This is a genomic window from Devosia sp. ZW T5_3, assembly GCF_044987315.1.
GTDB lineage: Bacteria > Pseudomonadota > Alphaproteobacteria > Rhizobiales > Devosiaceae > Devosia.
Map to the genome: position 1 here is coordinate 21,652 of NZ_JBJDRE010000005.1, position 25,256 is coordinate 46,907.

Annotated in this window: 29 protein-coding genes; 15 read left to right on the forward strand and 14 right to left on the reverse strand. The window is 62.8% G+C overall.

Going from position 1 to position 25,256, the window contains the following annotated elements; all coding sequences use genetic code 11:
• The first annotated feature begins 31 nt into the window (after nt 1–31).
• The 6 genes from ACI3KW_RS07570 (at nt 32) to ACI3KW_RS07595 (ending at nt 7,206) form a co-directional block, all read left to right on the forward strand.
• On the forward strand, nt 32–1,756 hold the full coding sequence (locus tag ACI3KW_RS07570) for a hypothetical protein (protein WP_404847568.1): 1,725 nt from the start codon (nt 32–34) through the stop codon (nt 1,754–1,756).
• A gap of 79 nt (nt 1,757–1,835) precedes the next feature.
• The gene (locus ACI3KW_RS07575) at nt 1,836–2,360 is read left to right on the forward strand and encodes a DUF4142 domain-containing protein (protein WP_404847569.1); all 525 of its coding nucleotides are present in this window, start codon (nt 1,836–1,838) and stop codon (nt 2,358–2,360) included.
• Between the two features lie 118 nt (nt 2,361–2,478).
• Nucleotides 2,479–5,601 (forward strand): CheR family methyltransferase, encoded by a 3,123-nt coding sequence (locus ACI3KW_RS07580; RefSeq protein ID WP_404847570.1) that lies wholly within the window; start codon nt 2,479–2,481, stop codon nt 5,599–5,601.
• 4 nt (nt 5,602–5,605) lie between these two features.
• Entirely contained in the window at nt 5,606–5,968 is a 363-nt protein-coding gene (locus tag ACI3KW_RS07585) for a response regulator (protein ID WP_404847571.1), read from the forward strand.
• A gap of 69 nt (nt 5,969–6,037) precedes the next feature.
• On the forward strand, nt 6,038–6,430 hold the full coding sequence (locus ACI3KW_RS07590) for a hypothetical protein (RefSeq protein ID WP_404847572.1): 393 nt from the start codon (nt 6,038–6,040) through the stop codon (nt 6,428–6,430).
• Nucleotides 6,427–7,206, forward strand: a complete 780-nt coding sequence (locus ACI3KW_RS07595) for a Crp/Fnr family transcriptional regulator (protein WP_404847573.1) — start codon at nt 6,427–6,429, stop codon at nt 7,204–7,206. Before ACI3KW_RS07590 ends, ACI3KW_RS07595 begins: the two co-directional genes overlap by 4 nt.
• Here ACI3KW_RS07595 and ACI3KW_RS07600 read toward each other — a convergent pair.
• On the reverse strand, nt 7,145–7,678 hold the full coding sequence (locus tag ACI3KW_RS07600; protein ID WP_404847574.1) for a hypothetical protein: 534 nt from the start codon (nt 7,676–7,678) through the stop codon (nt 7,145–7,147). The two genes, ACI3KW_RS07595 and ACI3KW_RS07600, sit on opposite strands and share 62 nt — an antisense overlap.
• A 176-nt stretch (nt 7,679–7,854) precedes the next feature.
• Here ACI3KW_RS07600 and ACI3KW_RS07605 point away from each other — a divergent pair, with 176 nt between their 5' ends.
• Nucleotides 7,855–8,130 carry a hypothetical protein gene (locus tag ACI3KW_RS07605; RefSeq protein WP_404847575.1) on the forward strand — a complete coding sequence of 92 codons (276 nt, stop codon included), beginning with the start codon at nt 7,855–7,857 and terminating at the stop codon, nt 8,128–8,130.
• Nucleotides 8,127–9,128 carry a chemotaxis protein CheB gene (locus ACI3KW_RS07610; RefSeq protein ID WP_404847576.1) on the forward strand — a complete coding sequence of 334 codons (1,002 nt, stop codon included), beginning with the start codon at nt 8,127–8,129 and terminating at the stop codon, nt 9,126–9,128. The genes ACI3KW_RS07605 and ACI3KW_RS07610 overlap by 4 nt, the downstream gene beginning before the upstream one ends.
• Before the next feature lie 2 nt (nt 9,129–9,130).
• Here ACI3KW_RS07610 and ACI3KW_RS07615 read toward each other — a convergent pair whose 3' ends face one another.
• Nucleotides 9,131–9,319 carry a hypothetical protein gene (locus tag ACI3KW_RS07615; RefSeq protein WP_404847577.1) on the reverse strand — a complete coding sequence of 63 codons (189 nt, stop codon included), beginning with the start codon at nt 9,317–9,319 and terminating at the stop codon, nt 9,131–9,133.
• 134 nt (nt 9,320–9,453) lie between these two features.
• On the opposite strand from ACI3KW_RS07615, the gene ACI3KW_RS07620 reads away from it, so the two are divergent.
• Entirely contained in the window at nt 9,454–9,666 is a 213-nt protein-coding gene (locus tag ACI3KW_RS07620) for a hypothetical protein (RefSeq protein ID WP_404847578.1), read from the forward strand.
• Nucleotides 9,663–9,965, forward strand: coding sequence for a hypothetical protein (locus ACI3KW_RS07625; RefSeq protein ID WP_404847579.1), 303 nt, complete (start codon nt 9,663–9,665; stop codon nt 9,963–9,965). Before ACI3KW_RS07620 ends, ACI3KW_RS07625 begins: the two co-directional genes overlap by 4 nt.
• 2 nt (nt 9,966–9,967) lie before the next feature.
• Here the strand turns inward: ACI3KW_RS07625 and ACI3KW_RS07630 are convergent, their stop codons facing one another.
• Nucleotides 9,968–10,222, reverse strand: a complete 255-nt coding sequence (locus ACI3KW_RS07630) for a hypothetical protein (protein WP_113121009.1) — start codon at nt 10,220–10,222, stop codon at nt 9,968–9,970.
• A 317-nt stretch (nt 10,223–10,539) separates the two neighbouring features.
• On the opposite strand from ACI3KW_RS07630, the gene ACI3KW_RS07635 reads away from it, so the two are divergent.
• Entirely contained in the window at nt 10,540–10,836 is a 297-nt protein-coding gene (locus tag ACI3KW_RS07635) for a hypothetical protein (RefSeq protein ID WP_404847580.1), read from the forward strand.
• A 36-nt stretch (nt 10,837–10,872) separates the two neighbouring features.
• Here the strand turns inward: ACI3KW_RS07635 and ACI3KW_RS07640 are convergent, their stop codons facing one another.
• The 6 genes from ACI3KW_RS07640 to ACI3KW_RS07665 all read right to left on the reverse strand — a co-directional run bounded on the left by ACI3KW_RS07640 (nt 10,873) and on the right by ACI3KW_RS07665 (nt 18,479).
• A complete protein-coding gene (locus ACI3KW_RS07640; protein WP_404847581.1) occupies nt 10,873–12,234 on the reverse strand; it encodes an LLM class flavin-dependent oxidoreductase in 1,362 nt (453 codons plus the stop codon).
• A 17-nt stretch (nt 12,235–12,251) separates the two neighbouring features.
• Nucleotides 12,252–12,986 (reverse strand): ABC transporter ATP-binding protein, encoded by a 735-nt coding sequence (locus tag ACI3KW_RS07645; RefSeq protein WP_113121012.1) that lies wholly within the window; start codon nt 12,984–12,986, stop codon nt 12,252–12,254.
• On the reverse strand, nt 12,962–13,870 hold the full coding sequence (locus tag ACI3KW_RS07650) for an ABC transporter permease (protein ID WP_404847582.1): 909 nt from the start codon (nt 13,868–13,870) through the stop codon (nt 12,962–12,964). The genes ACI3KW_RS07645 and ACI3KW_RS07650 overlap by 25 nt, the downstream gene beginning before the upstream one ends.
• A 28-nt stretch (nt 13,871–13,898) precedes the next feature.
• The gene (locus ACI3KW_RS07655) at nt 13,899–14,885 is read right to left on the reverse strand and encodes an ABC transporter substrate-binding protein (protein WP_404847775.1); all 987 of its coding nucleotides are present in this window, start codon (nt 14,883–14,885) and stop codon (nt 13,899–13,901) included.
• A gap of 245 nt (nt 14,886–15,130) precedes the next feature.
• The gene (locus ACI3KW_RS07660) at nt 15,131–17,089 is read right to left on the reverse strand and encodes a GTP-binding protein (protein WP_404847583.1); all 1,959 of its coding nucleotides are present in this window, start codon (nt 17,087–17,089) and stop codon (nt 15,131–15,133) included.
• A 142-nt stretch (nt 17,090–17,231) separates the two neighbouring features.
• Nucleotides 17,232–18,479: an MFS transporter gene (locus ACI3KW_RS07665; RefSeq protein ID WP_404847584.1), complete on the reverse strand. Its 1,248-nt coding sequence runs from the start codon at nt 18,477–18,479 to the stop codon at nt 17,232–17,234.
• 96 nt (nt 18,480–18,575) lie between these two features.
• Here ACI3KW_RS07665 and ACI3KW_RS07670 point away from each other — a divergent pair, with 96 nt between their 5' ends.
• On the forward strand, nt 18,576–19,037 hold the full coding sequence (locus ACI3KW_RS07670) for a winged helix-turn-helix transcriptional regulator (RefSeq protein ID WP_404847585.1): 462 nt from the start codon (nt 18,576–18,578) through the stop codon (nt 19,035–19,037).
• Here the strand turns inward: ACI3KW_RS07670 and ACI3KW_RS07675 are convergent.
• On the reverse strand, nt 19,034–19,231 hold the full coding sequence (locus ACI3KW_RS07675; protein ID WP_113121018.1) for a hypothetical protein: 198 nt from the start codon (nt 19,229–19,231) through the stop codon (nt 19,034–19,036). The genes ACI3KW_RS07670 and ACI3KW_RS07675 overlap by 4 nt on opposite strands.
• Nucleotides 19,232–19,587: 356 nt before the next feature.
• On the opposite strand from ACI3KW_RS07675, the gene ACI3KW_RS07680 reads away from it, so the two are divergent.
• The gene (locus ACI3KW_RS07680) at nt 19,588–19,746 is read left to right on the forward strand and encodes a Flp family type IVb pilin (protein WP_113121019.1); all 159 of its coding nucleotides are present in this window, start codon (nt 19,588–19,590) and stop codon (nt 19,744–19,746) included.
• Between the two features lie 50 nt (nt 19,747–19,796).
• Here the strand turns inward: ACI3KW_RS07680 and ACI3KW_RS07685 are convergent, their stop codons facing one another.
• Nucleotides 19,797–20,156: an HU family DNA-binding protein gene (locus ACI3KW_RS07685; protein WP_262170529.1), complete on the reverse strand. Its 360-nt coding sequence runs from the start codon at nt 20,154–20,156 to the stop codon at nt 19,797–19,799.
• 239 nt (nt 20,157–20,395) lie between these two features.
• Between ACI3KW_RS07685 and rirA the strand changes: the two genes are divergently transcribed.
• A complete protein-coding gene (gene rirA / locus ACI3KW_RS07690; RefSeq protein WP_262170527.1) occupies nt 20,396–20,857 on the forward strand; it encodes an iron-responsive transcriptional regulator RirA in 462 nt (153 codons plus the stop codon).
• A 306-nt stretch (nt 20,858–21,163) separates the two neighbouring features.
• Nucleotides 21,164–22,975 carry an ABC-F family ATP-binding cassette domain-containing protein gene (locus ACI3KW_RS07695; protein ID WP_404847586.1) on the forward strand — a complete coding sequence of 604 codons (1,812 nt, stop codon included), beginning with the start codon at nt 21,164–21,166 and terminating at the stop codon, nt 22,973–22,975.
• A gap of 38 nt (nt 22,976–23,013) precedes the next feature.
• Here the strand turns inward: ACI3KW_RS07695 and ACI3KW_RS07700 are convergent, their stop codons facing one another.
• The 3 genes from ACI3KW_RS07700 to ACI3KW_RS07710 are packed head-to-tail and all read right to left on the reverse strand — an operon-like array spanning nt 23,014 to nt 25,182.
• The gene (locus ACI3KW_RS07700) at nt 23,014–23,910 is read right to left on the reverse strand and encodes a hypothetical protein (RefSeq protein WP_404847587.1); all 897 of its coding nucleotides are present in this window, start codon (nt 23,908–23,910) and stop codon (nt 23,014–23,016) included.
• A complete protein-coding gene (locus ACI3KW_RS07705; protein ID WP_262170523.1) occupies nt 23,907–24,806 on the reverse strand; it encodes an ABC transporter ATP-binding protein in 900 nt (299 codons plus the stop codon). The genes ACI3KW_RS07700 and ACI3KW_RS07705 overlap by 4 nt, the downstream gene beginning before the upstream one ends.
• Nucleotides 24,799–25,182 carry a GntR family transcriptional regulator gene (locus tag ACI3KW_RS07710; protein WP_262170521.1) on the reverse strand — a complete coding sequence of 128 codons (384 nt, stop codon included), beginning with the start codon at nt 25,180–25,182 and terminating at the stop codon, nt 24,799–24,801. The genes ACI3KW_RS07705 and ACI3KW_RS07710 overlap by 8 nt, the downstream gene beginning before the upstream one ends.
• Between the last annotated feature and the right edge of the window lie 74 nt (nt 25,183–25,256).

Consider the following 25,256-nt stretch of genomic DNA (forward strand, 5'->3'; position numbering starts at 1 on the left):
TCCTGCGCACACATTGAGCGGGACGGGATCCATGTTGGTTTATGGCGATAGCGAGCGGAGCGAGGACGCCGGAGCGCTGGTTGCCGACATTCGCGCTCCGCTCGCCGCCTATGCGGCGATGCCGGCCGGGCTGGAACGGCATCAGGCTGTGGTTGCGGCTTTCATTCGTGCCAGCGAACTGGTGCAAGGCATGGCCGACGCCGAATTCGCCGTACTAGCTGCCGACGAGATCAGCCAATCTCGGCAGGCGGGCGCCGCGCTGCTTCTCGATCTGGCGCGGATGGTGCTGGAGTCGTGGGATAGTGGCTTCACCAATATGCATTCGCTGCCAGACGGCGCCGCGTTGGACTTGCTGTCCCGGACCGGTACGATCCGCACCAAACAGGCCGAAGGCTATGCCTTCTACGCACTCTATCCGGAGGCCTATAGTGCGGCGGCGCGGCAATCTGGATTGCGTCCGGACACCACCATCATCGGCATTCGCAGCATCGGGGTAGGGCTGGCGGCTATGGTGGCGGCGGCGCTCGGTGCGCGTGAAATTTTCAGCGTCCGCCCCACCGGCCATCCCTTCGATCGCCACCTCGCCATTGGGCCAAGCCTGGCCAAACGACTCCTGGCGGGCAGGGGCGATTACGCAATCGTCGATGAGGGCCCCGGCCTGTCCGGCAGTTCCTTCAATGGCGTCGCCGACTGGCTGGTCGACCACGGCATCGCCGAACGGCGCATCCATTTTTTCCCCAGCCATGACGGTGCGCTTGGCTCTGCGGCCCGTGATGCACACCGACAGCGCTGGGCCCGGGCGCGCAAACACTACGTTTCGTTCGATCAACTGGTCTTCAATGCTCCCCACCCCGAGCACCGACTGGAAAACTGGCTCGCCACCATCGTAGGTCCATTGCAGGCGCCGTTGCGGGATCTGTCCGGAGGGGCATGGCGGACCTTGTGCGCCGAGCCGCCGGAACTCTGGCCGCCGGCCGATCCGGCCACGGAAAAACGCAAATTCCTGGCAATGGCTAATGGCCGGCGCTGGCTGGCAAAATTCGTCGGGGTGGGCTCCAGCGGGCAGGCCAAACTAAAGCTGGCGGCCGAACTGGCCCAGGCCGGTTTCGCCCCGGCGCCGGCAGGACTATGTCATGGCTTTCTGGTCACCCCTTGGCTCGAAGCGCAGCCCACGATGTCGGCGCCGCCCATGGACCGCGTGCTGGACTATCTGGCATTCCGGGCCGGCCTGCCTGCAGATAGCCCCGGCGCCAGTCTGCCCACGCTGTTCGCCACGGCGATCCATAATTTCGGGGAGCACTGGGGCAAGGCCGCCGCCGATGCCGTTCGCACCACCCTTGGCGATCCCGACCGTTTCGCGCCCGTGCCCTGCTGCACCGACAATCGCCTGCATGCCTGGGAATGGGTGCATGGCCTGGACGGCTGGTCCAAGCTCGATGGGCTCGACCATCACGCCGGCCACGACCTCGTCGGCTGCCAGGACATCGCCTGGGACCTCGCCGCCGCCGGGGTGGAGCTGGATCTCTCGGCAGCGCAATACGAAGCCCTCTCCGATACCCTCGCCGCCCGCATCGGCCGCCCGCTCAGCACAGAATTCCTCGCCGCCAATCGACTATGCTACCTGGCATTCCAGATCGGTCTATGGACCATGGCGCTTGCCCGCAACGGCGAAGATGAGCAGCGCCGTATCAAGCCGCTCATCGCCCGCTACGAGGCGCAGGCCCGCCGGGCGCTGCAATGGCAAACTCCTGACTAAAGTTCGCCCTTAACCCACATTAGCGGCCGGAACTGTTGTCCCGCGATCCGGCTTATGCTGCTTTCCAGAGGAGAACAAAATGCTCAAGGCCCTGCTTCTGACGGCTTCCCTGCTGGGGATCACCGCCGCCTATGCGCAGACCGCGCCCGCCGCACCAGCCGCGACCGCTCCTGCGGCGATCACCGATCCGCAGCAATTTGCCGATATGGCCGCATCTTCGAACATGCTGGAGATCGAAACGAGCCGCCTCGCGCTGGAAAAATCCAGCAGCGACGAAGTGAAGGCCTTCGCCCAGCACATGATCGACGATCATGGCAAAGCCGCCGAGGACATGAATGCGGCCGCCCAATCCGACAGCATCAGTCCGGCGCCGGGCTTGCAGCCGGCCCATCAGAGCAAGTTGGATGAGCTTTCGGGCCTCGAGGGCGAGGCGTTTGACCAGGCTTACATTGCCGCCCAGGTCGCGGCGCATGACGAGGCGGTGGCGCTGTTCGAAGGCTTTTCCACCAGCGGTGCGGATTCCGCGCTCAAGGTCTTCGCGGCCAATACCCTCCCCACGCTGCAACAGCATAAGCAGGAAATCGACGCCATGGCGGCGCAATAAGCCACAGCCGGCGCGGCCAGCGACCGCGCCGGATTTCTGACCCGTATGTCGGTTTGTCGACGGCAAAATGCGCGCGGCAGTCACGTCGGCGGTTTGCCTCGTGTAGCGTAATGAGGTGATGAACGAAGAGACCCAGCAGGATAGCCCGATGACCGATGCCCAGAAGTTTCCTGTTGTCGGCATCGGTGCGTCGGCTGGCGGCATTGCCGCCATGGAGGGTTTCTTCAAGGGTCTGCCGGATCGGTGCGGCATGGCTTTTGTGGTGGTCACTCACCTCAACCCTGAGCACGAAAGCCTGCTGCACGAAGTCATCGCCCGCTTTACCGCCATGCCGGTGCGGGTGGTGGAGCAGGATGCTCTGGTTGAGCCCGACACGGTCTATGTCATGCCGCCCAATGGCATTGTGACCATCGAGGATGGGCTGCTGCGCCTGCGCGAACCTGATCCGGTGCATCGCGAACGCAAGCCGATCGATATCTTTTTTGCTTCGCTGGCCACCCAATATGGTGAATATGCCATCGGGATCGTGCTCTCAGGCGGCGATGGCGATGGCACGCTGGGCGTCAAAGCGATCAAGGAACGCGGCGGGCTGACCGTGGCGCAGACCGCGGACCAATATGGTCCCACCACGCCCTCCATGCCGCAAAGCGCCATTTCCAGCGGGCTCATCGATATCGAGGCCAAGGCCGATGAAATGGGCCAAAAGCTCATCGACTATGCCGCCAGCTTCGATGTGCTCGACAGCCTGACCCAGCATGAGGGCGAACAGCAGGAAAGCGCCATCGAGCGGGCCAAGGCCGAGATTTACGCCGTGCTGCGCAGCCATTCCGGGCATGATTTTTCCGGTTACAAATCCAAGACCTTCCTGCGCCGCGTCCGCCGCCGCATGCAGGTGCGCCAATTGACGTCGCTCGACGGCTATGTGGAACTGCTCAAGCGCGAAGCGCCCGAGGTGATGAACCTGTTCCGCGATCTTTTGATCAACGTCACCAATTTTTTCCGCGATGCCGACGCGTTCAAGCTGCTGGAACAAACCGTCATTCCGCGCCTGTTCGAAGGCAGGACGGCCGGCGACACCATCCGCGTCTGGGTGCCCGGTTGCGCCACCGGGGAGGAAGTATTCTCCATCGGCATCCTGATGCGCGAATATATGGACAAGATATCCTCGCCGCCGCCGCGGGTGCAGATATTTGCCACCGATATCGACGAGGCGGCCCTGTCGGTGGCCCGGCTGGCGCGCTATCCGGAGGCCCTGTTGGGCGGCTTGTCGCCGGAGCGGCGGCAGCGCTTCTTCCACCTCGATGGCGCCAGCTACGTGCTCAGCAACGACGTGCGCGAGCTGTGCATCTTCTCCCCGCACAGCGTCATCCGCGACCCCCCGTTCTCGCGCATGGATCTGGTGTCCTGCCGCAACCTGCTGATCTATTTCGGCCCGGATATCCAAAACCGCGTCATCCCGACCTTTCATTATTCCCTGCGCCCCGGCGGCTATCTGTTTCTTGGCACCTCCGAAGGCATTGGCCAGCATGGCGACCTGTTCGCGTTGATCGATAAGAAGCAGCGCATTTTCCAGTCGCGCGAACATGTCCAGCCGGCGCCGCGCCTGCTGAGCCTGGTGGGTGAAAGCCGGACCGGCCTGTTTCCCGGTGGGCGGGAGCGGCCGGCACAAGCCACTTATCCCCTGCGCCAGGCGGTCGAAGCCCAGGTGCTGGAACGGTTCGCCCCGCCCCACGTCGTGGTCAATGGCGATGGCGACGTGGTCTATTACTCCGCCCGAACCGGGCGCTTTCTCGAACCCTCGCCCGGCGCGCCCAGCCGTCAGTTGCTGACCATGGCGCGCCGCGACCTGCGGCTTGAGCTGCGCTCGGCCCTGCGCGAGGCGGTGGAAGCCCAACGCGCCGTGATAAAGCCCGATCTACCGCTCGACGACGACGCGGGCCGGGTGCAATTGGTCACCATAACGGTCGAGCCGATGCTCGAGCGCGGCAATGGCGAGCCGCTTTATCTCGTGCTGTTCAACGTCACCGGCCCGGCGCGCGCGAGATCGGATTCCGACGTCGCGAGCCAGGGCGTCGATGGTCTGCTCGATCTGGATCGCGAATTGCGCGACACGCGGGAGCGGCTGCAGTCGACCATTGAGGAATACGAAACAGCGGTCGAGGAACTGAAGTCGTCCAACGAAGAACTCGTTTCGGTTAATGAGGAGGCGCAGTCCACCAATGAGGAACTGGAGGCCTCCAAGGAGGAAATGCAGTCCCTCAACGAAGAGCTCAACACCATCAATACCGAACTGATCGGCAAGGTGGAGGAGCTGGACCGGGCCAATAACGACCTCAAGAATCTGTTCGAAAGCGCGCAGATCGCCACGGTCTTTCTCGACCGCAATCTGGTGATCCGCAATTTCACTCCGGCGGCCTCGGCTTTTTTCAACCTGCGCGTCAGCGATGTCGGCCGGCCCCTGACCGACCTGGCCAATCGCCTCGACTATCCTGATCTCAAGGCCCATATCGAACAGGTTTTCGCCACCGGCAAACTCATCGAACACCAGCTGCCGCGCGATGGCGAGCGACGCCACTATCTCGTGCGGCTCATGCCCTACCGCGAGGAAGCCAAGACCATCCAGGGCGTGGTGGTTTCGCTGACCGATGTGACGACGCTGGCCGAGGCCGAGGAACATCAGCAGGTGCTGATTTCCGAACTCAATCACCGGGTCAAGAACATGCTGGCGGTGGTCATCAGCATCGTCAACAGCACGCTGGATGGCGCACCCGATCACCCGACGCATGATGCGCTGGTGGGCCGCCTGCGCGCTATGGCGCGCGCCTATAGTGCGCTGTCGCGGGTCAAGTGGTCCGAGGTAGCCTTGGCGGATATCCTGCGCGACGAGACCGAGCATTTCGGCCGGGAGCACTTCACAACCAGCGGTCCGGATGTGCGGTTGAACGCCCAGCAGGCGCTTTCGCTCGGCATGGTGCTGCATGAGCTGGCGACCAATGCCGCCAAATATGGCGCCCTTACCATGCCCAATGGCACGGTCCGCATCAGCTGGAACAAGACCGGCCCCGATCTGTTCATCGAGTGGCAGGAGCACGATGGCCCCGCAGTGAGTCCGCCCTCTGCCACCGGCTTCGGGCTCTCCTTGCTCCAGGGCGAGATCGGCTACCGCCATGGCGGCACCGTCGAGACGATCTTCGATCCATCGGGGCTGATCGTGCGTATCAAACTGCCCGATTCAAGGTGATGCGATGACGTCATACCGCGTCCTCATCGTTGAAGACGAATGGCTGATTGCCCGGGATTATGTCTCGATCCTGGGCGCGGCCGGCCATGTGCCGGTCGGCCCGGCCGCCAGTGTGACGGCGGCAGAGGCCTTGCTGGACAACGAGCAGGTCGATATCGCGCTGCTGGACTACAAGCTGGGCACAGGCACCAGCGCGACCCTGGTGCAACGGCTTAACCAGGCGGGTATTCCGTTCATCGTGTCAACCGGCCACGCCCGAGCCGATCTGCCGGAGGAATTTTCCTCAGGTGCCCTGGTCGCCAAGCCGGTCGATCCCCGCAATCTCGCCGCGACGATCGAACGGCTGTTACAGGCCCGCCATACCTGAATCGCGCAACTTAACCTATGTTAGCTGTGTGCCCGAACGGACCTGATATGGTTTTCGCGAAGGAATAACATGACCCAGCACCATGGCGATCTCCGCGTTCTGATCTGTGAAGACGAATACCTGCTGGCGAGCGACCTGGCCACCGAGCTGAGCAGCCGTGGCGTCAATGTCGTGGGCGTCATGGGGCGCGTATCAGAAATCAAGACGGCGATGGAAAGCCCGGACTTTGCTGCCAATGCCGTTGTGCTGGACGTGCAATTGCTGGATGGCATGGCGCTCGATCTGGTCGCCCCACTGCTGGCCAAGGGTGTCGCCGTGGTGCTTTGTAGCGGCTATGGAACCCGCGATCTGCCGCCCGAGTTTGCCCATCTCCCTTCGGTCGGCAAGCCGACCGACACCGATCAATTGCTGGCCGCCCTGGCCCGCTTTGACCGGCCACACGACACGATTACCGCTCCATGACCACACAACCCGTTGTCAACCTGCAGGATTTTGTCGAACCCGCCGCTTCATCGGCCGATAGCGCGCTGGACGTCTTCATCCGCCGCCTCAAGGCGCTTTATCCCTTGCGGCCGCACGAGCTCGCGGCTTTCGCTGCCCTCGTGCATGACGTCTCCCCCGTCCCCTCCCACTCCGAAATACTCAAGGACGGCGTGCCCAGCCGGGAGGCCGTGGTCCTGCTGGAAGGGCTGGCTTGCCATTACCGGGTGCTGGACAATGCGCGCCGCCAGATGACCGGATTTGTCGTGCCCGGCGATTTCTGCGATTTCGGATTTCTGTCCTCAAGCCCCGTGCGCCAATGCGTGATGAGCCTGGGCCCGGCGGTGATCGGCAAGATCAATCTGGAACAATTCTCAGCCTTGGGCGATAAACTGCCCAATATCGTGGTGGCCACCATGCGTGCTGCCTCGATAGAGCAGGCTTGCGGCCGCGAACTGGTCATCAGCCTGGGTGCGCGCGATGCGCTGCAGCGCCTGGCCCATTGCCTGTGTGAAATGTACAGCCGGCTCAGAATAGTGGGCCTGGTCAGTCAGAACGATGCCCGCTTCCAGCTCGCCCTGACCCAGGCTGAACTGGGCGAGGCGCTGGGCCTGTCCACAGTTCACGTGAACCGCACAATTCAGCAATTACGCAAGAAAAACCTGATCACCATGGCGCAGGGCGAAGTCAGAATTCTTAATTTTCCGGGCCTGGCCGCCATTGCCGCGTTTGACGGTGGCTATCTGGCCCCCGGCTAGGGCGCAGCGTGCGGGCCAGTGCCCGGGCAAAATTCTGGGCCGGCGCTTGCCGTGCTGGCGCCACGGCCGGTGCGGGCATCGCGCTGGACAGCCGGGTGGCCGGGCGACGTATCATGGCGACGATTTCCGACACCAGTTTTTTGCGATCGAGCGGCTTTTCCAGTAAGGAAGCGTCGCGGAACCGGGCCGGCAGCGCCTGGCGGTCATAAGCGGTTGCAAACAGGATTGGCACACCCTGATTTTGCAGCAGATCGGCCACGCCGAACACATTGGTGCCATGGAGCCTTATATCCAGCACCGCAGCATCGATCTTGCGGCGCCCGATGAGTTGGGTGGCATAAAACGGCGTGGGGGCAGGACCCAGCACGGTGGCACCAAGATCGCGCAATTCGCGGCAGATATCGGTCGCCAATAAGAAGTCGTCCTCGACGACGACGATCCGCTTGCCATTGAGATCTGCTGCGTCTTCCATTGTGCTCCACCCGCCTGTGTAGCCCGGCGCTGATTGCCGCCAGCGCGGCCCGCCGCCACACCTCCGAAACGCAACCCGCTGCCTGGCGCTTCGTTCAATTCCGTTAACCCATATTAAGCCATCTGCGTTCCGTGGCGATGCAAGGAACCAGACTGCCCTCTGCTGCTTCATGGAATATGCAAGCACCCACAAGTGAGCAGATCCGCAATCGCATCGACGCTGGCTGGACCGGCGAAAAGGTCGCCATGCCCGATCCTGCGGCCGCGCCCCTGGGCAGCGACGCCGAGGCGGCCGGCAATCCGCCAACGGCGCAAGAGCGCGCCATGGACGCTGCCGCGACCCCAGCGCGACCGGAAAAGGGGCATGAACTGGCCGGCGGCTTTGTCTATGCGGCGCTGGTTGTGGCCATTGCTGTCGCATTGGTACTCATCGTCTTGCTGGCGCGGCCGTGAGTTCCGCCCCGGTTCCAACATCCCCGCCGCGCCGCGCCATCGCCATCGGCGGCTCGACCGGCGCCATGCCCGCCGTTCGGCAAATCCTGCAAGACCTGCCCGATATCGTCTCGGCGCCACTCTTCCTGGTGCTGCATATTGGCGCCGAAGGCCGCAACTTTCTGGCCGATGCCCTCAGCGATGCCGGGCCCCGCACCGTGCTGACCGCCGAGGATGAGCAGCCAATTGCCGAAAACTGTGTCTATGTGGCGCCGGTCGATCGGCACCTGCTGGTGCTGGATGGAGTGATCCGGCTCGGCCGGGGTCCGCGTGAAAATCTGTCCCGCCCTGCCATCGACCCGCTGCTACGATCCGTGGGCGCCGCCTATGGCGGTGGCGCCGTCGGCGTCGTGCTCAGCGGCAGGCTCAATGACGGGGCGGCGGGTCTTGCCGATCTCAAACGCTGCGGCGGCACCACCATGGTGCAGAACCCCAATGACGCCGTCGCGGCCGACATGCCGATCGGCGCGTTGGACGCCAGCGCCATAGACTATCGCGCCCCTGCCGGCAGGTTGGGCGGAGCCCTCGCCGATTTGCTGGCCGAACCGCCCGGGCCCAATCTGCCTGTGCCTGATGCCGTGTTGCTCGAGATCGATATTGCCCTGGGCCGGCCCTGCCTGACGGCCGACATCGAAACCTTTGCCGATCCGGTAGCTTTGTCCTGCCCCAGTTGCGGCGGCGTGCTGTCGCAGGTGCGCACCGGTCCATTGCGCTTCCGCTGCCAGGTCGGCCATGCCTTCACCGCCGACGTTCTGGCCAAGGAACAGGAAGGCGCACTCGACGAAGCCGTGCGGATTGCGCTGCGCATCGTGGAGGAACGCGCCCAATTGATTGATCGCCTTGCTCGCGATTCCGACGCCGCCGGCCGCAGCCACAGCGCCCGCGATTTCGCCCGCAAGGGCCAGGAATTGCGCCGCCACGCCGATGTGCTCCGCCGCGCCGCCCTGGGGCAGATGTAGCTTTATCCTTGGGCGAGGAAGAATATGGTGCCGAACACCAGAACGAAGACCAGCACTGCCAACACGATCCGCACCATGCTGCCATAAGGCTTGCTGCCCAGCACGACGCGCTCGGCCTTGCCGCGGCCGAACTCGGTTATGGTGCTGTCGGTTTCCGGGCGGGTCGCCTGCGGCTCCGAGGGTTTATTCATTTCTGTCATCCAATGAACTGCCGACCAACGCCAGCCATGTCGTCCGGTTGCTCCCTGGCCTCATGCCCTTAACTCAGGTTGGTTGGAACCGGCGCAGGCCATCAAGGTTATGCAGAGACACGAGGAGGTGCAAAATGAGCCGCGATGGACTGCCGACAGGGTCAGGAACCGCCGGGCCGGATCGGGATGTCGCCGATCCGCACCCCGAAACGGAGGAAGGTTTCCACCACAACCAAAAGCCGGGCGGCGCCAATCCGCCGCGCCACGAGATTGGTCCCAATCCCGGCAAGCATGATGGCAAGGCGCCACCGCGGCCGCGCAATGCCGAGAATGGACGCCGCCAATGAACATTGCGAACCTGCAGCTGGAAGGCCTTTATCTGGCTCTTGCCGCTATCAACAATGCCTTGGTGGAGAAAGGCGTATTGAGCCGGGAAGAAATGGGTCTGGCCTTGCGCCGCGCCGAGCAGATCGCGGTCGGCGATGATCGCATGGACGAACTCAGCAGTGCCGAGCGGGAGGCCGTGGCTTTTGCGCCAAGATTGCTGCTGCTGGCCAATGATCGGGCGGCTTCGGGTCCAGCGAGCTTTTCCGAACTGGCGCGCTTGGTCGGGCAGACCAAGCGGCCGCATCCCGATCAGCTCTAGGGTCAGTAGCGCCCGCGGATGCGATCCAGAATCTGGCTCAGGATGAGCTGTCCCGCCGGCGTGAAGGTGATCTTGCCGTCATGGCGCTGCGCCAGTTCGTACCGCTCCAGCTCCGCCACTGCCTCCGGATCAACCCGGTGCCCGGCATCGTCAGCGGCCACGACAGCCGTCACTGCGTCGCCGCTGCCGAGTTGGTGATAGACGGCAAAGGCGAAGACCGCCAATGCCTTGTCACTGAGATCGTTGGGAGTTGTCATCTATTGATCCTCTCGCCCACCGGCAGGTAATTGCCGGCGACGCGAGAAGTTCCCGGCATGAGAGCCGGGTGTGGCATCTTGAACCAAGCCCGCCGCGCTCTTAATTCATCCTCGTCGACATGGTTTCGACGCTGATCCCCCTGCACTTGAGGTGCACTGCGAATTGGTGAAAATGCTATGGAAACACAAGATCTAAGGACATCATCGCGCTTCGACTACGCCGCCATGGGCTTGACATGGAAACCCGATCTGGCCCGGTTCAGGGCCGAGTTGCACAGGCTTATGGCGCTGATGCGACTGCATCTGAGGGGCTGACGATGAGCAATCCAGCCTTCATGCTCGACGATGATCTCGATGTGCGCCGGGCCGATCTCGTTGGCTATTATCATCCACGTGAAATCGTCGCCGATGCCAGTCTGACGCTGAGCCGGCGCCGGGCGCTGCTGGCCTATTGGCTGTCCGACGTCAATGCGGTGCGTGGCGCCCCAGGGCTGCGCCGCTCCAAGGCCGGCGTCACCGTCTCGGTCGATCAATTGCAGGCGGCCCTCTGCCAGCTTGATCAGATGAGCGATAGCGTGCCGCCGCCCGAAAACGCTCCGGCGCTATTCGCCTGACCAAAGGAGCGCCCCGCATCCCCGGGGCGCTCGCTCCTAGCCGGCTTCCCGCTGGTCGCGCGCCACGGCAAAACTATTGGCCGGGCGGGCAAGGCCCAGATTTTCCCGCAAGGTCGTGCCTTCATATTCATGCCGGAACAGGCCGCGGCGACGGAGGATCGGGACCACCTGGTCGACGAAATCGGTAAGACCCGTCGGCAGGATGGGTGGCATGATGTTGAAAGCGTCGGCGGCCCCGTTCTCGAACCATTCCACCATGGCGTCGGCAATCTGCTCGGGCGTACCCACCACCGTGCGATGGCCACGCGCTCCCGCCACGGCGAGATACAATTGCCGCAACGTCAGATTGTTGCGCTCGACCAGGTCCGTCACCAGTTTGAGCCGGCTCTTGTTGAGCTCGGTATCGGCCGGCAATGGCGGCGCGCGGTCGTCGAGTGAATAGCCCGAGAGATCCACGCCCTTATAATGCCGCTGCAGGATGCTCCAGGCGATCGAGGGGTGGATCAGGGACTGGATGTAATCGTAATTGGCCTGCGCCTCCCGCTCGGTACCACCCAGCACCGGGAAAATGCCAGGGCTGATCAGCAGGTCTTCCTGGCTGCGCCCGTAGCGCGCCAGCCGGCCCTTTACGTCGCCATAGAACTCCTGCGCATCTTCCAGCGTCTGGTTGGCGGTAAAGATCATTTCGGCGGTGCGCGCCGCCAGTTCCCGCCCGGGCTCCGACGCCCCGGCCTGCACGATCACCGGATAACCCTGTACCGGGCGCCCGACGTTGAGCGGGCCGCTGACGGTGAAGAACGTGCCGGAATGGTTGAGCTGATGCACCTTGTCCGGATCGAGATAGATGCCGCTCTGCTTGTCGCGGATAAAGGCATCGTCCTCGTAGGAATCCCACAGGCCCTTGACTAGGTCGACGAATTCTTCGGCCCGCTTGTAGCGGTCGGCATGGGCGGGATGGCCGGGAATGGAAAAGTTGTTCGACACATCGGCGCCCGTCGTTACCACGTTCCAGGCCGCCCGCCCTTTGCTGATATAGTCGAGCGAAGCGAATTTGCGTGCCAGCAGATAGGGGTCTTCATAGGTCGTGGAGGCGGTGGCGACAAAGCCGACATGGCTGGTTACCTGCGACAGTGCGGCCCATAGCGTCACCGGCTCGAAATGGGCGCCCTGGCTCGAGCGTCGCAGCGCTTCGGGGTCCTTGGTACGGTCCCAGCCGGCCGGGCTGTCGGCGACAAAGACCAGGTCGAACGTGCCCCGCTCCGCCGTCTGCACGAGTTCCTTGTAGTGGTCGATATTGAGCCCGGCATCGGCTTGCGAATCCGGGTGCCGCCAGGCGGAAACGTGATGTCCGGTCGCCATGATGAAGGCGCCGAGCTTGATCTGTCTTTGCTTAGCCATATTCATCTCCCTCAAATCTAGGCGGCGTTGCGGTCGTCGACATCGACGCCGAGCCGCGACAGCAATTGGGCCCGGATAGCGCCGAAGCGCGCATCGCCATGCCGGCGGCGGCCGGGCAGGTCCACCTGCAGGTCCTCCACGAACCGGCCCTGATCGAGCACCAGGATGCGGTCGGCCAGCGAGATGGCCTCGTCCACGTCATGGGTCACCAGCAGCACGGCCGGGCGATGGCGGGCGCATAATTCGCGCAGCAAATCGTGCATCTTGATCCGGGTGAGCGCATCGAGCGCGCCGAACGGTTCGTCGGCCAATAGCAGAGCCGGTTCGCGCACCAGCGAACGGGCGAGTGCCACGCGCTGCTGCTCGCCGCCCGAGAGCTGGATCGGCCATGCTGTTTCGCGTCCCGCCAGGCCCACCTCCTCCAGCGCCTTGCGGCCGGCCTCTTGCCCCGCGCCGCGCAGGCCGAGGGTGACGTTCTGGATAACATTCCGCCAGGGCAGCAGCCGGGCATCCTGGAACACCACCGACAGCTTGTCCGGCGTGTGCAGCGTTCCCGTCCCCTCGACCTCGTAATCGAGCCCGGCGAGTGCCCGCAGGAAGGTGCTTTTGCCCGAGCCGCTCTTGCCAAGCAGGGCGACGAATTCGCCCTGCGCGATATCAAGATCGACATCGTCGAGAATGGTGGTCTGGCCGAAGCGGCGGGTCAGGCGGCGAACTTCAACGGCATTCAATGAGCGAGCGTGCGGCGCCATGACAACAACCTTTTTTCGAGGAGGCGGACAATTCCGTCCGAGGCAAGACCAAGGAAGGCATAGACGACCAAACCGACAATGATGACCTGGGTCTGGCCGTAGCTGCGGGCGAGTTCGATCATGTAGCCAAGCCCGCTCGTGGCATTGATCTGCTCGACCACCACCAGCGACACCCAGCACAGGGTGACAGCAAAGCGCAGCCCCAGCAGGAAGCCGGGCACGGCGCCGGGCAGCACGACCTGCAACAGGAAGTCGCGCTGGCTCATGCGCAGGGTCTCGGCCAGCTCGACATAGCGTTCGTCGATGGCGCGCAGCGCGTTGTGGGTATGCATGTAGATCGGCACGATGACGCCCAGGGTGATGATGGTGACCTTCATGGTCTCCCCGATGCCCAGCCACAGCATCAGCAGCGGGATCATGGCCAGGGTCGGCACGGCCCGCTTGATCTGGATCGGACCGTCGATCAGCGCCTCACCCACCCGCGACAGGCCCGAGGCAATGGCCAGCAGCAGCCCGATGGCGATGCCGAAGCCCAGCCCGAGCAGTGCCCGAACCGACGAGGTCAGAAAGTTCGATTGCAGCCGGCCATCGGCAATCAGCTCGCCAAAGGTGCTGGCAATAGCCCAGGGCGAAGGCAGCACACGCGGGTCGATCAGGCTCAGCCCAGATCCTGCCACCCAGATGAGCACCAGCACCAGCGGCCCGATCTGCAGGCCGAAGGGAATGGCGGGACCAGGCCCCAGCCGGCGCCGCTTTCGTGTCGTGCTGGCCGGCGCAATTCCGGCATGTCGCGGTTCAAACGGTCTTGGTGCGGGCCGGTTGGTTGCTCCCTCGCGCTCGAGTAGCTTGGGTCCCCGGCCATCGATACTGCCCAGATAGGTCATGATGGATCTCCTGAGTAAAATTGTGCGGTCAGCGCGCAGCCAGCGCGGTCGCGCCCAGCGGCTCGAAACGGCGATCGAAAATCTGCTCGGCGCTATAGGGCTCGTAGCCGAGCTCAGTGGCGAGCAGGTCGATGGTCTTCTGGTGCCGGGCGACCACCTCGTCCCAGTTGGCGGGCACGATCTGCTTGCCCGTCAATTCGACCAGATATTGGCCGTCCTCCTGGTTCAGCCCCTGGTCCTTGACGTAATAGCCCTCGACCCAAGCCTGCGGATTATCGTTGACCCATTGCGTGGCACGCGCCCAGAACCCGACATAGACGGCCAGCGCCGCGGCCTTGGCCGGGTCGTCGAGCACCCATTGGGGGGCATAGAGATGGCTGGGATCGTCCCGCAGGCCGTGTTCGATCACGGTCGCGCCGTCGGCCCCATATTGATTGAGATAGCGCCGGATCAAGACGCCGCCGATCGGGGCGACATCGACTTGATGGCTCGCCAGGGCGATCGGATAGGCGTCGCCGGTGCTGGGCAATTCCACCAGCGTCACATCGGTCTTGGCGAGACCTGCCGCCTGCAATGCCCGCAGTACCAGCGCGCCTTGCGCCTGGCCGGGACTGAAGGCGATGCGCTTGCCACGGAAGTCCGCTAGCGTCTTGACGTCCACGCCCGGCGCGATGCCGAAACGATAGATCGGATGACCGATCGGGTCTTCGCGCTCGCGATAGGCGATGTTGCGGACCGGCAGATCATTCCAATTGGCAAAGATGGAGGGAATTTCGGCGACCGAGCCGACATCGAGCGCCCGCGCCCGGAAGGCTTCGGATGTCTGTGGGCCGCCGCTGAGATTGGTCCATTCGATTTCGAAGGGAATTTCGTCGATCAGCCCGGACAATTGCAGGGCGACCTTAGTCTGTGGGTCGCCAACCACCAGCTTGGTGCCCGGCGGCACCGTGGCCAGCAAGGGGGCGGGCTCCTGGGCCCGGGCGGCGATGTTTCCGCTCGCCACCGGCATGATCATCGCCGCCACTACGGCCAGATATCGGGAAAGGTGCTTCATGGTCCATCCGCTCAACTTAGGGTCAAGCAGAACGGTAAATTCTAATATCCACTAAATCTATAGGATATAGGAAAATGAACATGACGAATCCGGTGGCGCCTGGAAAAAGAAGCGCTACCCGGGATGCCTCACGCAGAATGGTCCGCTTTGTGACCTGGTTTGACCGCCACGTGTGCGGGCGGTCAAACCATTGCAAATATACTCTGCTAGCCCGGAGGGGTAAGGGCGAGGTTCCGCCGCACCCGGAGCAGGTATTCCGTCCGGTTGAACGGATCGCCTCCCGATCGCGGGCGGGTCGGCGGCTTGCCGTGCACGGGCGCATAATGGTCGAAGCTGGCTTCCAGCACGCCGGCCCCGCTGGTCAGCCCTGGCAATTGCTGCTGCACGCCTTGCAATTGCGCGGCGGCCAGCGTGCCGGTTGCGTGCACGACCCCCTCTGCGATCACCGTCTCCGCCACGACTGCGCCGGCCCGGGCCAATAGCGTGAGCAGACCGCTCAGTGCTGTGGCAGAAGCCTCGAGATGGAAGCGGTTGATCGGTTCGCACACTTGGGTCTGTGCTGCCGACAGGGCCGCCGCCAGGACCAGCGGCGTCAATTGCCGGAAATCGGCAGCCACGCTCATTGGCTCGCGATGCCGGGCGGCAATCATGGCGACGTGGCAATCCACCACTTGCCATCCGTACCGGCCCTGCCGCAGCGTCTCGCTCACCCCGTCCTCCACGGCGCGATAGAAACTGGCCGGCATATGCCCCGGATCGACCTCCAGCGCAAAGCTGTTCCCGGCGCCCGCCGGTCGGGGTTCGATCCGCAGTCCGACGGTGGCGATGTAGGGATTGGGTTCCTTGAACATGATTTCCAACCCCTCGCCTGTGCCGATCAGCCGCTCGACACAGATCACGGTGCTTTCAGCAAAACTGGCCTCAAGCCCGAAATCGGCCAGCAGGCTGGCCTGGATGACCTCCTTTTGCACCTCGCCATAGAGCGACACGAAAACTTCGTTGGCATCCTCATTGCGGCGCAGGTTGATCAGGGGGTCCTGTTCGGCCAATTGGCCCAGCGCCAGCCACAGCGCCGCACTGTCGGCGGGACGCTGTGCCATCACCCGGGTTTCAAGCGTGGGTGGCGAAAAATAGGCGCGGTTGCCACCGGGCAGGTCCCTGCCGATGGCATCGCCGATTCTAGCCGCCTTGAGCCCAGCAATGCGGCCGATCTGCCCGGCTCTGAGGCTCGTCGCGATATGAACCCGGCCATGTTCGAACAGCTCGATGCCCGTGACCCGCTCGGCGCCACCGGGCAACTCGACATGATCCCGCGTATGGATCGTGCCCGCTTGCAGTGCCAGATAGGCCAGCTTTTCACCGCCCCAGCCCCGCTCGATCTTGAAGATATTGCCCGCGACCTCTCCACCGGCGTCCGGCAAGCGGGCCGGCAGTAGGCATTCGATGGCCTCGGTCAGGGCCGGCACGCCGATCCCGGTTGTTGCCGAACCGGCAAAGGTTGGCTGCACCAGGCCGTTGGCGACCTGTCCGGCCAGGATGGCTTTCAGCCGGGCCGGCGTTACCAAGTGCGGCGCCATCACGTAATCGGACAGTAGGGCTTCGTCATTCTCTGCCAGAGTTTCGCACAGACTCGAGCGTGCGTGCCATAGATCGCGCTTTTGCACCTGCGCGGCCTTGCTGCCGGCTTCGAGCACATCCGACATGGCAATGGGCCGAACTGGCAATTGCTGGGCGATTTCAGCCAGCACCCGCTCATATTGCGCGCCGAGACGGTCGATCTTGTTGATGAAAAACACTATCGGCACACCAAGCCGCCGCAGCGCCCGCACCAGCACGCGCGTTTGCGCCTGCACGCCTTCGACAGCCGACACCACCACCACGGCAGCATCCAGCAATTCGAGTACCCGTTCGACTTCGGCAATGAAGTCGGGGTGGCCGGGTGTGTCGATCAGATTGACACTTGTCTCGCCCAGCGTGAACGAAACCACCGCGGCCCGGATGGTAATGCCACGTTGCCGTTCAAGGGCGAGGCTATCGGTTTGGGTATTGCCGGAATCGACACTGCCAAGCTTGTCGATCACCCCCGCATTAAAAAGCAGTCTTTCGGTAAGGCTAGTCTTGCCTGCGTCTACATGGGCCAGAATGCCCAGATTCAAGGTGCGCATGAACCATCATCTTCTCAGAATTTCGCATGTGATTTTCGTGAGAAGTGAATCGGGGCATCGGAACCTCTAGACGGTTTGGCGGCGCAAGACTGCGCGCCGCCAATTTATTGGGGCGGGGCCCGAACTGTCAAGCAATGGCCGTTCACGCCACGCGCTGCGTTGCCGTCAGTGGCGTTGCGCGCAAGGTCAGCGCCCAGAAGACGATGGTCACAAGGCTGATCGCCGCGCCGGAGAGACAGACGCCAGTCCATCCGGCATGGGCATAGATTATCGTCGATGTCGAGGAACCCAGGGCGCTGCCCAGTGAATAGAAGACCATATAGACCGCCGTCAGCCTGTTCTGCGCCTCTGGCCGCACGCGATAGATCATGCCCTGATTGGTGACATGGGTGGCCTGGAGGCCAAAGTCGATGATCAGAACTCCGGCGACCAGCCACAGGATCGAGTGATCCAGCAGGGCCATCGGCAACCAGGCGAACAGCATCAGCCCCAGCGCAATCCCCGTGACGGCCTGGCCATGCCCCCGGTCGGCCCAACGGCCCGCCCGCATGGCGCCAAGCGCACCCGCCGCTCCGGCGAGGCCGAACAGGCCCACTTGCGTGTGCGACATGGAAAAGGGCGGCGCGGTCAGCGGCAGCACAAGTGGCGCCAGCAGCGTGGTGATATTGGCAAAGATCAGCATGGCGATCACCGCGCGGATGCGCAGCACCGGCTCCTCGAGGAACAGCGTCGCCAGCGACACGATAAGCGCCCGATATGACAGGCGCGCAGGCGGTCTGGTCTGCCGCGGCAAGGCTCGCCATAGCAGCAGCGCGATCAGCAGCGTCAGCAGTGCGGAGGCGATGTAGACGGTGCGCCACCCCGACAGGTCGGTCAGTGTTCCGGCAACACTGCGCGCCAGCAGAATGCCGAGTACGATGCCGCTCGTGACCATGCCCACGATATGCCCCCGCTCGGACGGTTGCGCCAGGCTCGCGACATAGGCGACCAGAGCTTGGGTCACCACAGCGAGAAATCCCACGCTGACCATGGAGCCCAGCAACATGGCCGCCGATGTCGAAAAGCCGGCACAGAGCAGTGCCACAACCGAGAGCAGCGACTGCGCTACGATCAGCTTGCGGCGGTCGACCAGATCGCCCAGCGGCACCAGCAGGACAAGACCCAGCCCATAGCCAAGCTGCGTTGCCCCCACGATCAGGCCCGCAATACTGCGCGAGAGCCCCAGATCGTCGGCCATCACATCCAGCAATGGATGAGCGAAATAGGCATTGGCCACGGCCAGCCCGCTCGCCAGCGCGAAGAGGAACACGGTGGCGCGCGTCAGCACCGGTTGGACGCATGCATTTTCGCCCACGGCGCCAAAGGGCGCCGCGTCTTGCCTGATCGTCATTGCAAACTCCGGACATTAGTTTAATTATAAAACCAATGATCGGCTAGCAGGATAGGTTTAATAATGCAACCAAATTTGCAGGCGTGGAGCTAGGCCATGGTCGCTCGCAAGAGTCTGAAAGGCGATTATTGCCCCAGCGCGCGGTCTTTGGATGTGATCGGGGACTGGTGGTCGCTGCTGATCGTGCGTGACGCTTTCGACGGCCTGACGCGCTTTAGCGAGTTTCAGAAAAGCCTCGGCATCGCCAAGAATATCCTGGCCGAACGCCTGCGGACGCTGGTCGATAGCGGTATTCTGGAGCTTGCCCCCGCCGCCGAGGGCGGTACGCGCATGCACTATCTCTTGACGGAAAAGGGTAAAGATCTGTTCCCGGTGATGGTCGCGCTCCGCCAATTCGGCGAGCGGCACCTGTTCGCGCCACAGGAAGAACATTCGGTTCTGGTCGAGCGGGCCACCGGCCGGCCGGTTCACCTCGAGGTCAAAACCCAGGACGGCCGAGCCATCGGTTCCGATGAGACGGTCATTCTAAAGGTGCCGGAAGCCCAGGACCGATCCTAGTCCCGTTCGATCGAATTGACCGCGTGTTCCATCAGGGACACCAGGGTCATCTTGGCCGGGGCATAATCGGAATCGCGGCGTTCCACCTGCAGGAAGCCATGTTCGCGCAGCGTCTTGCTGAGGGTGGTGAGGTCGCGGCCGTCTTCGATGGTGATGAGTTCGCCGGACCGCAGTTTTACCTTGTAGAGGGGCATGGGGGTAACCTTGAGCACGGGAGGGAACCGAGAGGGCGACCGTGTTGCGGCGGGGGTCACCCTCTCGTGGGCGTTCCCGGATTCTTCCGGGCTCGACACCAGCTTGCAGCCATCGCCCGCCCGGCGCTACGTAAAGCGTTCATTAACCTTTACGGGCTTGGTTAACACCGCGTTTGCAATGCCGGATTGCACCCGAGCTTACCAAAAATAGCAGATATTTCAGCGGCCTATCCTATTTTGGCGCGCGCAAGACGCCCTGTCCTCCGCTGTGAAAAAGTGTCCTGCCGTTCAGATTGGGTTCAGCCCTTGTCCGGCAAACTCTGCCCATTGATATTGCGTGCGGAAGGCGACTGCCCATGATCTCGGCCATATCCAGTTTTCTGCGTGATGATGGCGGTATCAGCACCATCGAATATGGCCTGATCGCAGCAATCATCGTGGTGGCGACAACTTGCGCGGTTTCTGCCGCCGGCTTCAGCCTGGCCGATATCGCGAACCTGGCGCAGGCCCATTAGGCGAGCGCCGGTCGCATCACTCGCACAGATTTCTGAATGTAGACTTGGTTTCAGCGCGGATGGGCGGCTTCGGCGTCCCAGTTCCGCTTGCGCGGGCTTGGTTTGGCTGCGGCATTGCTGATCGCGAGGTCGAGCTGGTCACGCAATTGCATGCTGGGCGTGAAGACTACCGTATGGCGCGGGGAAATCCGATGCTCCGTGCCGGTGCGGGGATTGCGACCGAGCCGCTCCGCGCGAGCCCGGACCTGAAGCGAGCCGAAGGCGGTGAGCTTGACCCCTTCGCCCGCCATCAGCGCTTCCCCGATCAGGGCAAACATGGCTTCGCCAATGGCAGCCACTTCATGCTTGGAAATGCCGGTCTTTCGAGCTGCAGCTTCGCTGAGCATTGCACGCGTAATGGTCTTGCTCACGATTATCCTTCCCTGCCCCTATTAAATTCATAGGAGGAATTTAAGTCGCTGTCCAGCGTCGCGCCGTCCGACACAAAGTTGAATTGATCGTTCATGTTTAGTTGACTTATTTTAGAATGGTTATAAGCTGGCGACCAGATCAAGTGTGCTTGCAGCACCGTTAACGCCCTGACTGCCTGCCATTTTTGGCCGCCGCAGACCATACGATCCGGGTTCCGACTCGGCAGAAAGGTTCATCCGTGAGACTGACGCGTCAATCCAACTATGCCATTCGCGCCCTGGTCTATTGCGCTGTCAACGAGCCCGGGCTCAGCCGCGTCGCCGATATCGCCAAGGCCTACAACATTTCCGAGCTGTTCCTGTTCAAGCTGATCAAGCCGCTGGTCGAAAACGGGCTGATCGAAACGGTGCGCGGCCGCCATGGCGGCATCAAGCTGGGCAAGCCCGCCGAACAGATCACCCTGCTCGACACCATCCGCCTCACCGAAGAAAATTTCGCCCTGGCCGAATGTTTCGAAGATGGCGCCGATTGCCCGCTGATCGGGGAATGCGATCTCAATGGCGCGCTGCGCGAGGCGCTGGGCGCCTTCTTCACCGTGCTGCAGAAATATACCATTGCCGATCTGGCCAGCAAAAAGCGCTCGATCCGCGACCGCCTCGGCCTCAATGTCATCGAAGCCATGATGGCCCCCGCCGAATAATTTTTTGGCCTTTTATCTTGTCATGACGCCGCTCCGGTCCGCCGGGGCGGCGTTTTGCGTTCAGCGATAAATCCTATAAATATGAGTTTGACAGTCATGATTAGATATGGTTTTCTCCAGTCATCGCAAGCGCGCTGACACTGGCCTGAGGGGTAGGCCCGCCGGCGCTGCGAGCGGCACGACGGGGCTTGCTGCTACCGTCTCCCCGGGCTGGTCAGGGTCCTCAACGCCCTGACCAGCCTTTTTTGCGCGCATTGATCTGGCAGGCTGCCTGTGCTCTATCCGGGCCGGAAATCTGGGATCCCCATGGCCGCTGCACCACTTCTATCGCTTCAGAATATTCACCTGACCTTCGGCGGCACCACGCTGCTCGAAAGCGCCGAGCTGATCGTCTCGCCCGGCCAGCGCATTGCGCTGGTGGGCCGCAATGGTTCGGGCAAATCGACCCTGCTCAAGATTGCCGCTGGCGATGTGCAGCATGATGGCGGGATACGCTTTGTCGAGCCCAGTGCCACCGTGCGTTACCTGCCGCAAGAGCCTGATCTGTCGGCCTTTGCGACCACGCTCGCCTATGTCGAAGCGGGTCTGGGGCCGGGCGACGACATTTATCGCGCGCAATATCTGCTCAATTCGCTGGGTCTGACCGGCGAGGAAAGCCCCAAGAACCTCTCGGGTGGCGAAGGCCGCCGTGCGGCTTTGGCGCGGGTGCTGGCACCCAAGCCCGATATCCTGCTGTTGGACGAGCCCACCAACCATCTGGATCTCCCCGCCATCGAATGGCTGCAGGCGGAACTCAATTCCCTGCGCTCGGCCATGGTGCTGATCAGCCACGATCGGCGCTTTCTCTCCGATCTGACCCGCGCCACTGTCTGGCTCGATCGCGGCGTCACCCGCCGGCTCGACAAGGGTTTTTCGGCCTTTGAAGCCTGGCGCGACACGGTGCTCGAAGAAGAAGAGCGCGACCGCCACAAGCTGGATCGCCAGATCGTGCGTGAAGAGCATTGGCTGCGCTACGGCGTCACCGCCCGCCGCAAGCGCAATGTCGGGCGCCTCGAACGCCTGGGCAATCTGCGGCAGGACCGGCGCGAACAGCGCCGTGTGACCGGCGCGGTCAATATGAATGTATCGGAAGGCCGCACCTCGGGCGCGCTGGTGGTGGAAGCCGAAAATATCAGCAAGACCTATGGCGACCGCGTCATCGTCAATGATTTTTCGACCCGCGTGCTGCGCGGCGACCGCATCGGCATTGTCGGCCCCAATGGCGCCGGCAAGACCACGCTGATCAAGATGCTGACCGGGCTGCTTGAGCCCGATAGCGGCAAGATCAAGCTGGGTTCAGCGCTGGAGCTGGCCATGCTCGACCAGGGCCGCGCCAAGCTCGTGCCCGAAACCCGCCTCAAGGACGCCCTGACCGGCGGGGGTAGTGACACCATCCACATCAATGGCGAGGCGCGCCATGTCGTGGGGTATATGAAGGACTTCCTGTTCACCCCCGAACAGGCCAATACCCCGATCGGCAAGCTCTCCGGCGGGGAACGCGCTCGCGTGGCTTTGGCCCGCGCCTTGTCGCTGCCCTCCAATTTCCTGGTGCTGGACGAGCCGACCAATGATCTGGACCTCGAAACCCTCGATCTGCTCGAGGAAATGGTCTCGGATTACTCCGGCACCGCCATCGTGGTCAGCCACGACCGTGATTTCCTCGATCGTGTCGCCACCTCGGTGATCATCGCCGAAGGCGAGGGCGTGTGGACCGAATATGCCGGTGGCTATTCCGACATGGTCATCCAACGCGGCGAAGGGGTCAACGCCCGCGCCGCTATCACCAAGGCCCACCGGGCCGGCAAGACGGCCCTGGCGCAAACCAGTGCCGCCACTGCCAAGCGCAAGCTCTCCTTCAAGGAAAAGCACGCGCTCGAAACCCTGCCCAAGGATATCGAAAAGCTCGAAGCCGAGATCAAGACGCTCAATGCTGCCCTCGCCGATGGCAGCCTCTATGCCAAAGACCCCACGGGCTTCGCTGCGAAGTCCAAGGCTTTGGCCGCCGCCGAAAGCAAGCGTGCTGCGGCGGAGGAGCAATGGCTGGAACTCGAAATGCTGCGGGAAGAGATCGAGGGCTAGAAGGAGAGGGGCAAACAAACAAGTTCGCCCCTCAGGTCTTAGCCGTTGGCATTGCTCCGCCGGCGATATTCGCTCGCGACATAAAGACAGGCCAGTGCAAAAGCCGCGCCGATGCCCACCTGCACCCAATCCATGCGGGCGATCAGGTCGGTTGTGTAGCTGATCGCGTTGAAGGGCTCCTTGCCCATGAACCAGACGTCGATATAGCCGTCCTCGGTCAGCGGGAAAGTGGTGCGGTAGCCCATATAGCCCCAGGTGTGGGTGGTGAAGGGGTGTAAGCCCCCCAGGGTCACCCATTCGAGCATGGCCGCGATGGATGGCAGCAGCAGCGACACCGGAATGGCCCAGCGGCCGATCGCCGTGGCCAGCGCGCCGACCAGCGCCATGAATGGCAGATACCAGAGCAGGCCGCAGATCATGGTGACCAGGATCGCCAGCGCTACATGCCCATAGACCGCCGCAATGCTGCCCAGCGCGGCAAAGCTGCCGGTGCCATTGATCAGCGTAGTGACGAACGCCACGCCATAGAGCAGCAACCCGCTGAGCAGCGCCACGCCATAGACCGTGCCGGGCAGGATGGTGATGGCGGCCGCAAGCTTGCTGAGCAGCACCTTGAAATCGGTGACCGGCATGGATTTCCAGAACAGCATGGAATTATTGCGCTTGTCGGCGGCAAAGCCGTCGGCGCAATAAAAGAACAGCGTGGCGATCAGATAGAGCGACCAGGCCATGCCGAAGCCCAGGAATCCCAACTCGTAAATACGCAGTGGAGCGATTGTGAACATGGCCCCCGAGAACCGCGCGTCAACGCGGCCCACGGTAAAGGCCAGGATCGTCGCGCCGAACAGCAGCACGACCAGCAGCAGCGGGCCATAGAGAAAGGCCCCCTTGTGCTCGATGAACTCGCGTCGCACGAGGGCGATGAAAGCCTTCATTGGGCGGGCTCCGGATTGGCTGTGGGCCGCTGCATCAGCGCCACGAACAGGTCCGACAGGGTCGGGGTGGATAGCTTGCCCAAGGGTTCGAGCACGGCGCGATCGACCCCATCAAAGATCATCACGGTCTGCCCGAAGCGGGTTTCTTCATAGACCGGCCCATGCGCCCGCGCCTGTTCCTGGGTGGCAGCGTCGTTGACCACCAATTGGGTGAATTTGTCATTCACCGTTTCCATCTGCATATGCAGGATCAAGTCGCCATCGCGGATGAACATGATGTCGGAGAGCATGAACTCGATCTCATCCACCTGATGGGTGGTGATGAGCAGGGTGCGCTCCTCGGTCATATAATCTTCCAGCAGCCGCCGGTAGAAGCGCTTGCGATAGGTGATGTCGAGGCCCAGCGTGGGCTCGTCCAGCACGAGCAGCTTGGCGTCGATCGCCATCACCACGGCCAGATGCAGCTGTGCGATCATGCCCTTACTCAGGGTTTTGATCTTCATGTCGGGCTTGATGTCGGTGCCTTGCAGGAAGCTCTGCGCCTTGGCCTGGCTGAAATTGGGATGGATGTTGGAGAGCAGAGCAAACAGCTCCCGCACTCGCAGGAAGCGCGGCAGGCTGGCCACATCCGAGATGAAGGCGACATTCTCCATCAGCTTGGCGCGCCTGGCAAAGGGGTCTTCGCCCAGCACGCGAATGGTGCCTTCGCAATTGGTCAGGCCCAGCATGGCATTGAGCGTGGTGGTCTTGCCGGCGCCATTGTGACCGATCAGGCCATAGATACGGCCGGGCGGAATATCGAAATCCAGCCCATGCAGGATTTCCTTGCCGCCGAATTTCTTGCGCAGGCCACGAGCGGAGACGATGGGTTCGACCGAAGCGGAAAGATCAGTCATTTTTGATCAGCCCTTGTGCGGGAGGAGTGGGAGTTTTTGCAAGCAGAGTGGCCGCATCCAGTTCGAGCGCGGCAATTTGAGCGGCGATGCGGGGCCAGTCTTCCCTCAGGAATTTGTCCCGTTCATGGGCGAGCAGCTCGGCCCGCGCCCCGGTTTTGACGAACATGCCCAGTCCCCTTCGCTTTTCCACCACCCCGATATCGACCAGCGCTTCGAATGCCTTGGTGACCGTCAACGGATTGACCGAAAGGTCCCCGGCTATCTGGCGCACCGATGGCAGGGCATCCCCTTCCGCCGCTGCGCCGCGCAGGATCATCTCGATAAGCCGCTGCCGGATCTGCACGAAGATCGGCTGGCTGGTGTGAAAATCATCCATGTGTTGTGCCTGTGTAGTGTGCTGGTTTTGTAGCACACTAAACGATGATGTCAAGGGGGAAGGAGCGGCGGAGA

Bases quoted from the DNA above. Each gene is read 5' to 3' on its own strand.
- ACI3KW_RS07570 (WP_404847568.1), top strand. From the start codon at position 32: ATGTTGGTTTATGGCGATAGCGAGCGGAGCGAGGACGCCGGAGCGCTG.
- ACI3KW_RS07575 (WP_404847569.1), top strand. From the start codon at position 1,836: ATGCTCAAGGCCCTGCTTCTGACGGCTTCCCTGCTGGGGATCACCGCC.
- ACI3KW_RS07580 (WP_404847570.1), top strand. From the start codon at position 2,479: ATGAACGAAGAGACCCAGCAGGATAGCCCGATGACCGATGCCCAGAAG.
- ACI3KW_RS07585 (WP_404847571.1), top strand. From the start codon at position 5,606: ATGACGTCATACCGCGTCCTCATCGTTGAAGACGAATGGCTGATTGCC.
- ACI3KW_RS07590 (WP_404847572.1), top strand. From the start codon at position 6,038: ATGACCCAGCACCATGGCGATCTCCGCGTTCTGATCTGTGAAGACGAA.
- ACI3KW_RS07595 (WP_404847573.1), top strand. From the start codon at position 6,427: ATGACCACACAACCCGTTGTCAACCTGCAGGATTTTGTCGAACCCGCC.
- ACI3KW_RS07600 (WP_404847574.1), bottom strand. From the start codon at position 7,678: ATGGAAGACGCAGCAGATCTCAATGGCAAGCGGATCGTCGTCGTCGAG.
- ACI3KW_RS07605 (WP_404847575.1), top strand. From the start codon at position 7,855: ATGCAAGCACCCACAAGTGAGCAGATCCGCAATCGCATCGACGCTGGC.
- ACI3KW_RS07615 (WP_404847577.1), bottom strand. From the start codon at position 9,319: ATGAATAAACCCTCGGAGCCGCAGGCGACCCGCCCGGAAACCGACAGC.
- ACI3KW_RS07620 (WP_404847578.1), top strand. From the start codon at position 9,454: ATGAGCCGCGATGGACTGCCGACAGGGTCAGGAACCGCCGGGCCGGAT.
- ACI3KW_RS07625 (WP_404847579.1), top strand. From the start codon at position 9,663: ATGAACATTGCGAACCTGCAGCTGGAAGGCCTTTATCTGGCTCTTGCC.
- ACI3KW_RS07630 (WP_113121009.1), bottom strand. From the start codon at position 10,222: ATGACAACTCCCAACGATCTCAGTGACAAGGCATTGGCGGTCTTCGCC.
- ACI3KW_RS07635 (WP_404847580.1), top strand. From the start codon at position 10,540: ATGAGCAATCCAGCCTTCATGCTCGACGATGATCTCGATGTGCGCCGG.
- ACI3KW_RS07640 (WP_404847581.1), bottom strand. From the start codon at position 12,234: ATGGCTAAGCAAAGACAGATCAAGCTCGGCGCCTTCATCATGGCGACC.
- ACI3KW_RS07645 (WP_113121012.1), bottom strand. From the start codon at position 12,986: ATGGCGCCGCACGCTCGCTCATTGAATGCCGTTGAAGTTCGCCGCCTG.
- ACI3KW_RS07650 (WP_404847582.1), bottom strand. From the start codon at position 13,870: ATGACCTATCTGGGCAGTATCGATGGCCGGGGACCCAAGCTACTCGAG.
- ACI3KW_RS07655 (WP_404847775.1), bottom strand. From the start codon at position 14,885: ATGATCATGCCGGTGGCGAGCGGAAACATCGCCGCCCGGGCCCAGGAG.
- ACI3KW_RS07660 (WP_404847583.1), bottom strand. From the start codon at position 17,089: ATGCGCACCTTGAATCTGGGCATTCTGGCCCATGTAGACGCAGGCAAG.
- ACI3KW_RS07665 (WP_404847584.1), bottom strand. From the start codon at position 18,479: ATGACGATCAGGCAAGACGCGGCGCCCTTTGGCGCCGTGGGCGAAAAT.
- ACI3KW_RS07670 (WP_404847585.1), top strand. From the start codon at position 18,576: ATGGTCGCTCGCAAGAGTCTGAAAGGCGATTATTGCCCCAGCGCGCGG.
- ACI3KW_RS07675 (WP_113121018.1), bottom strand. From the start codon at position 19,231: ATGCCCCTCTACAAGGTAAAACTGCGGTCCGGCGAACTCATCACCATC.
- ACI3KW_RS07680 (WP_113121019.1), top strand. From the start codon at position 19,588: ATGATCTCGGCCATATCCAGTTTTCTGCGTGATGATGGCGGTATCAGC.
- ACI3KW_RS07695 (WP_404847586.1), top strand. From the start codon at position 21,164: ATGGCCGCTGCACCACTTCTATCGCTTCAGAATATTCACCTGACCTTC.
- ACI3KW_RS07700 (WP_404847587.1), bottom strand. From the start codon at position 23,910: ATGAAGGCTTTCATCGCCCTCGTGCGACGCGAGTTCATCGAGCACAAG.
- ACI3KW_RS07705 (WP_262170523.1), bottom strand. From the start codon at position 24,806: ATGACTGATCTTTCCGCTTCGGTCGAACCCATCGTCTCCGCTCGTGGC.
- ACI3KW_RS07710 (WP_262170521.1), bottom strand. From the start codon at position 25,182: ATGGATGATTTTCACACCAGCCAGCCGATCTTCGTGCAGATCCGGCAG.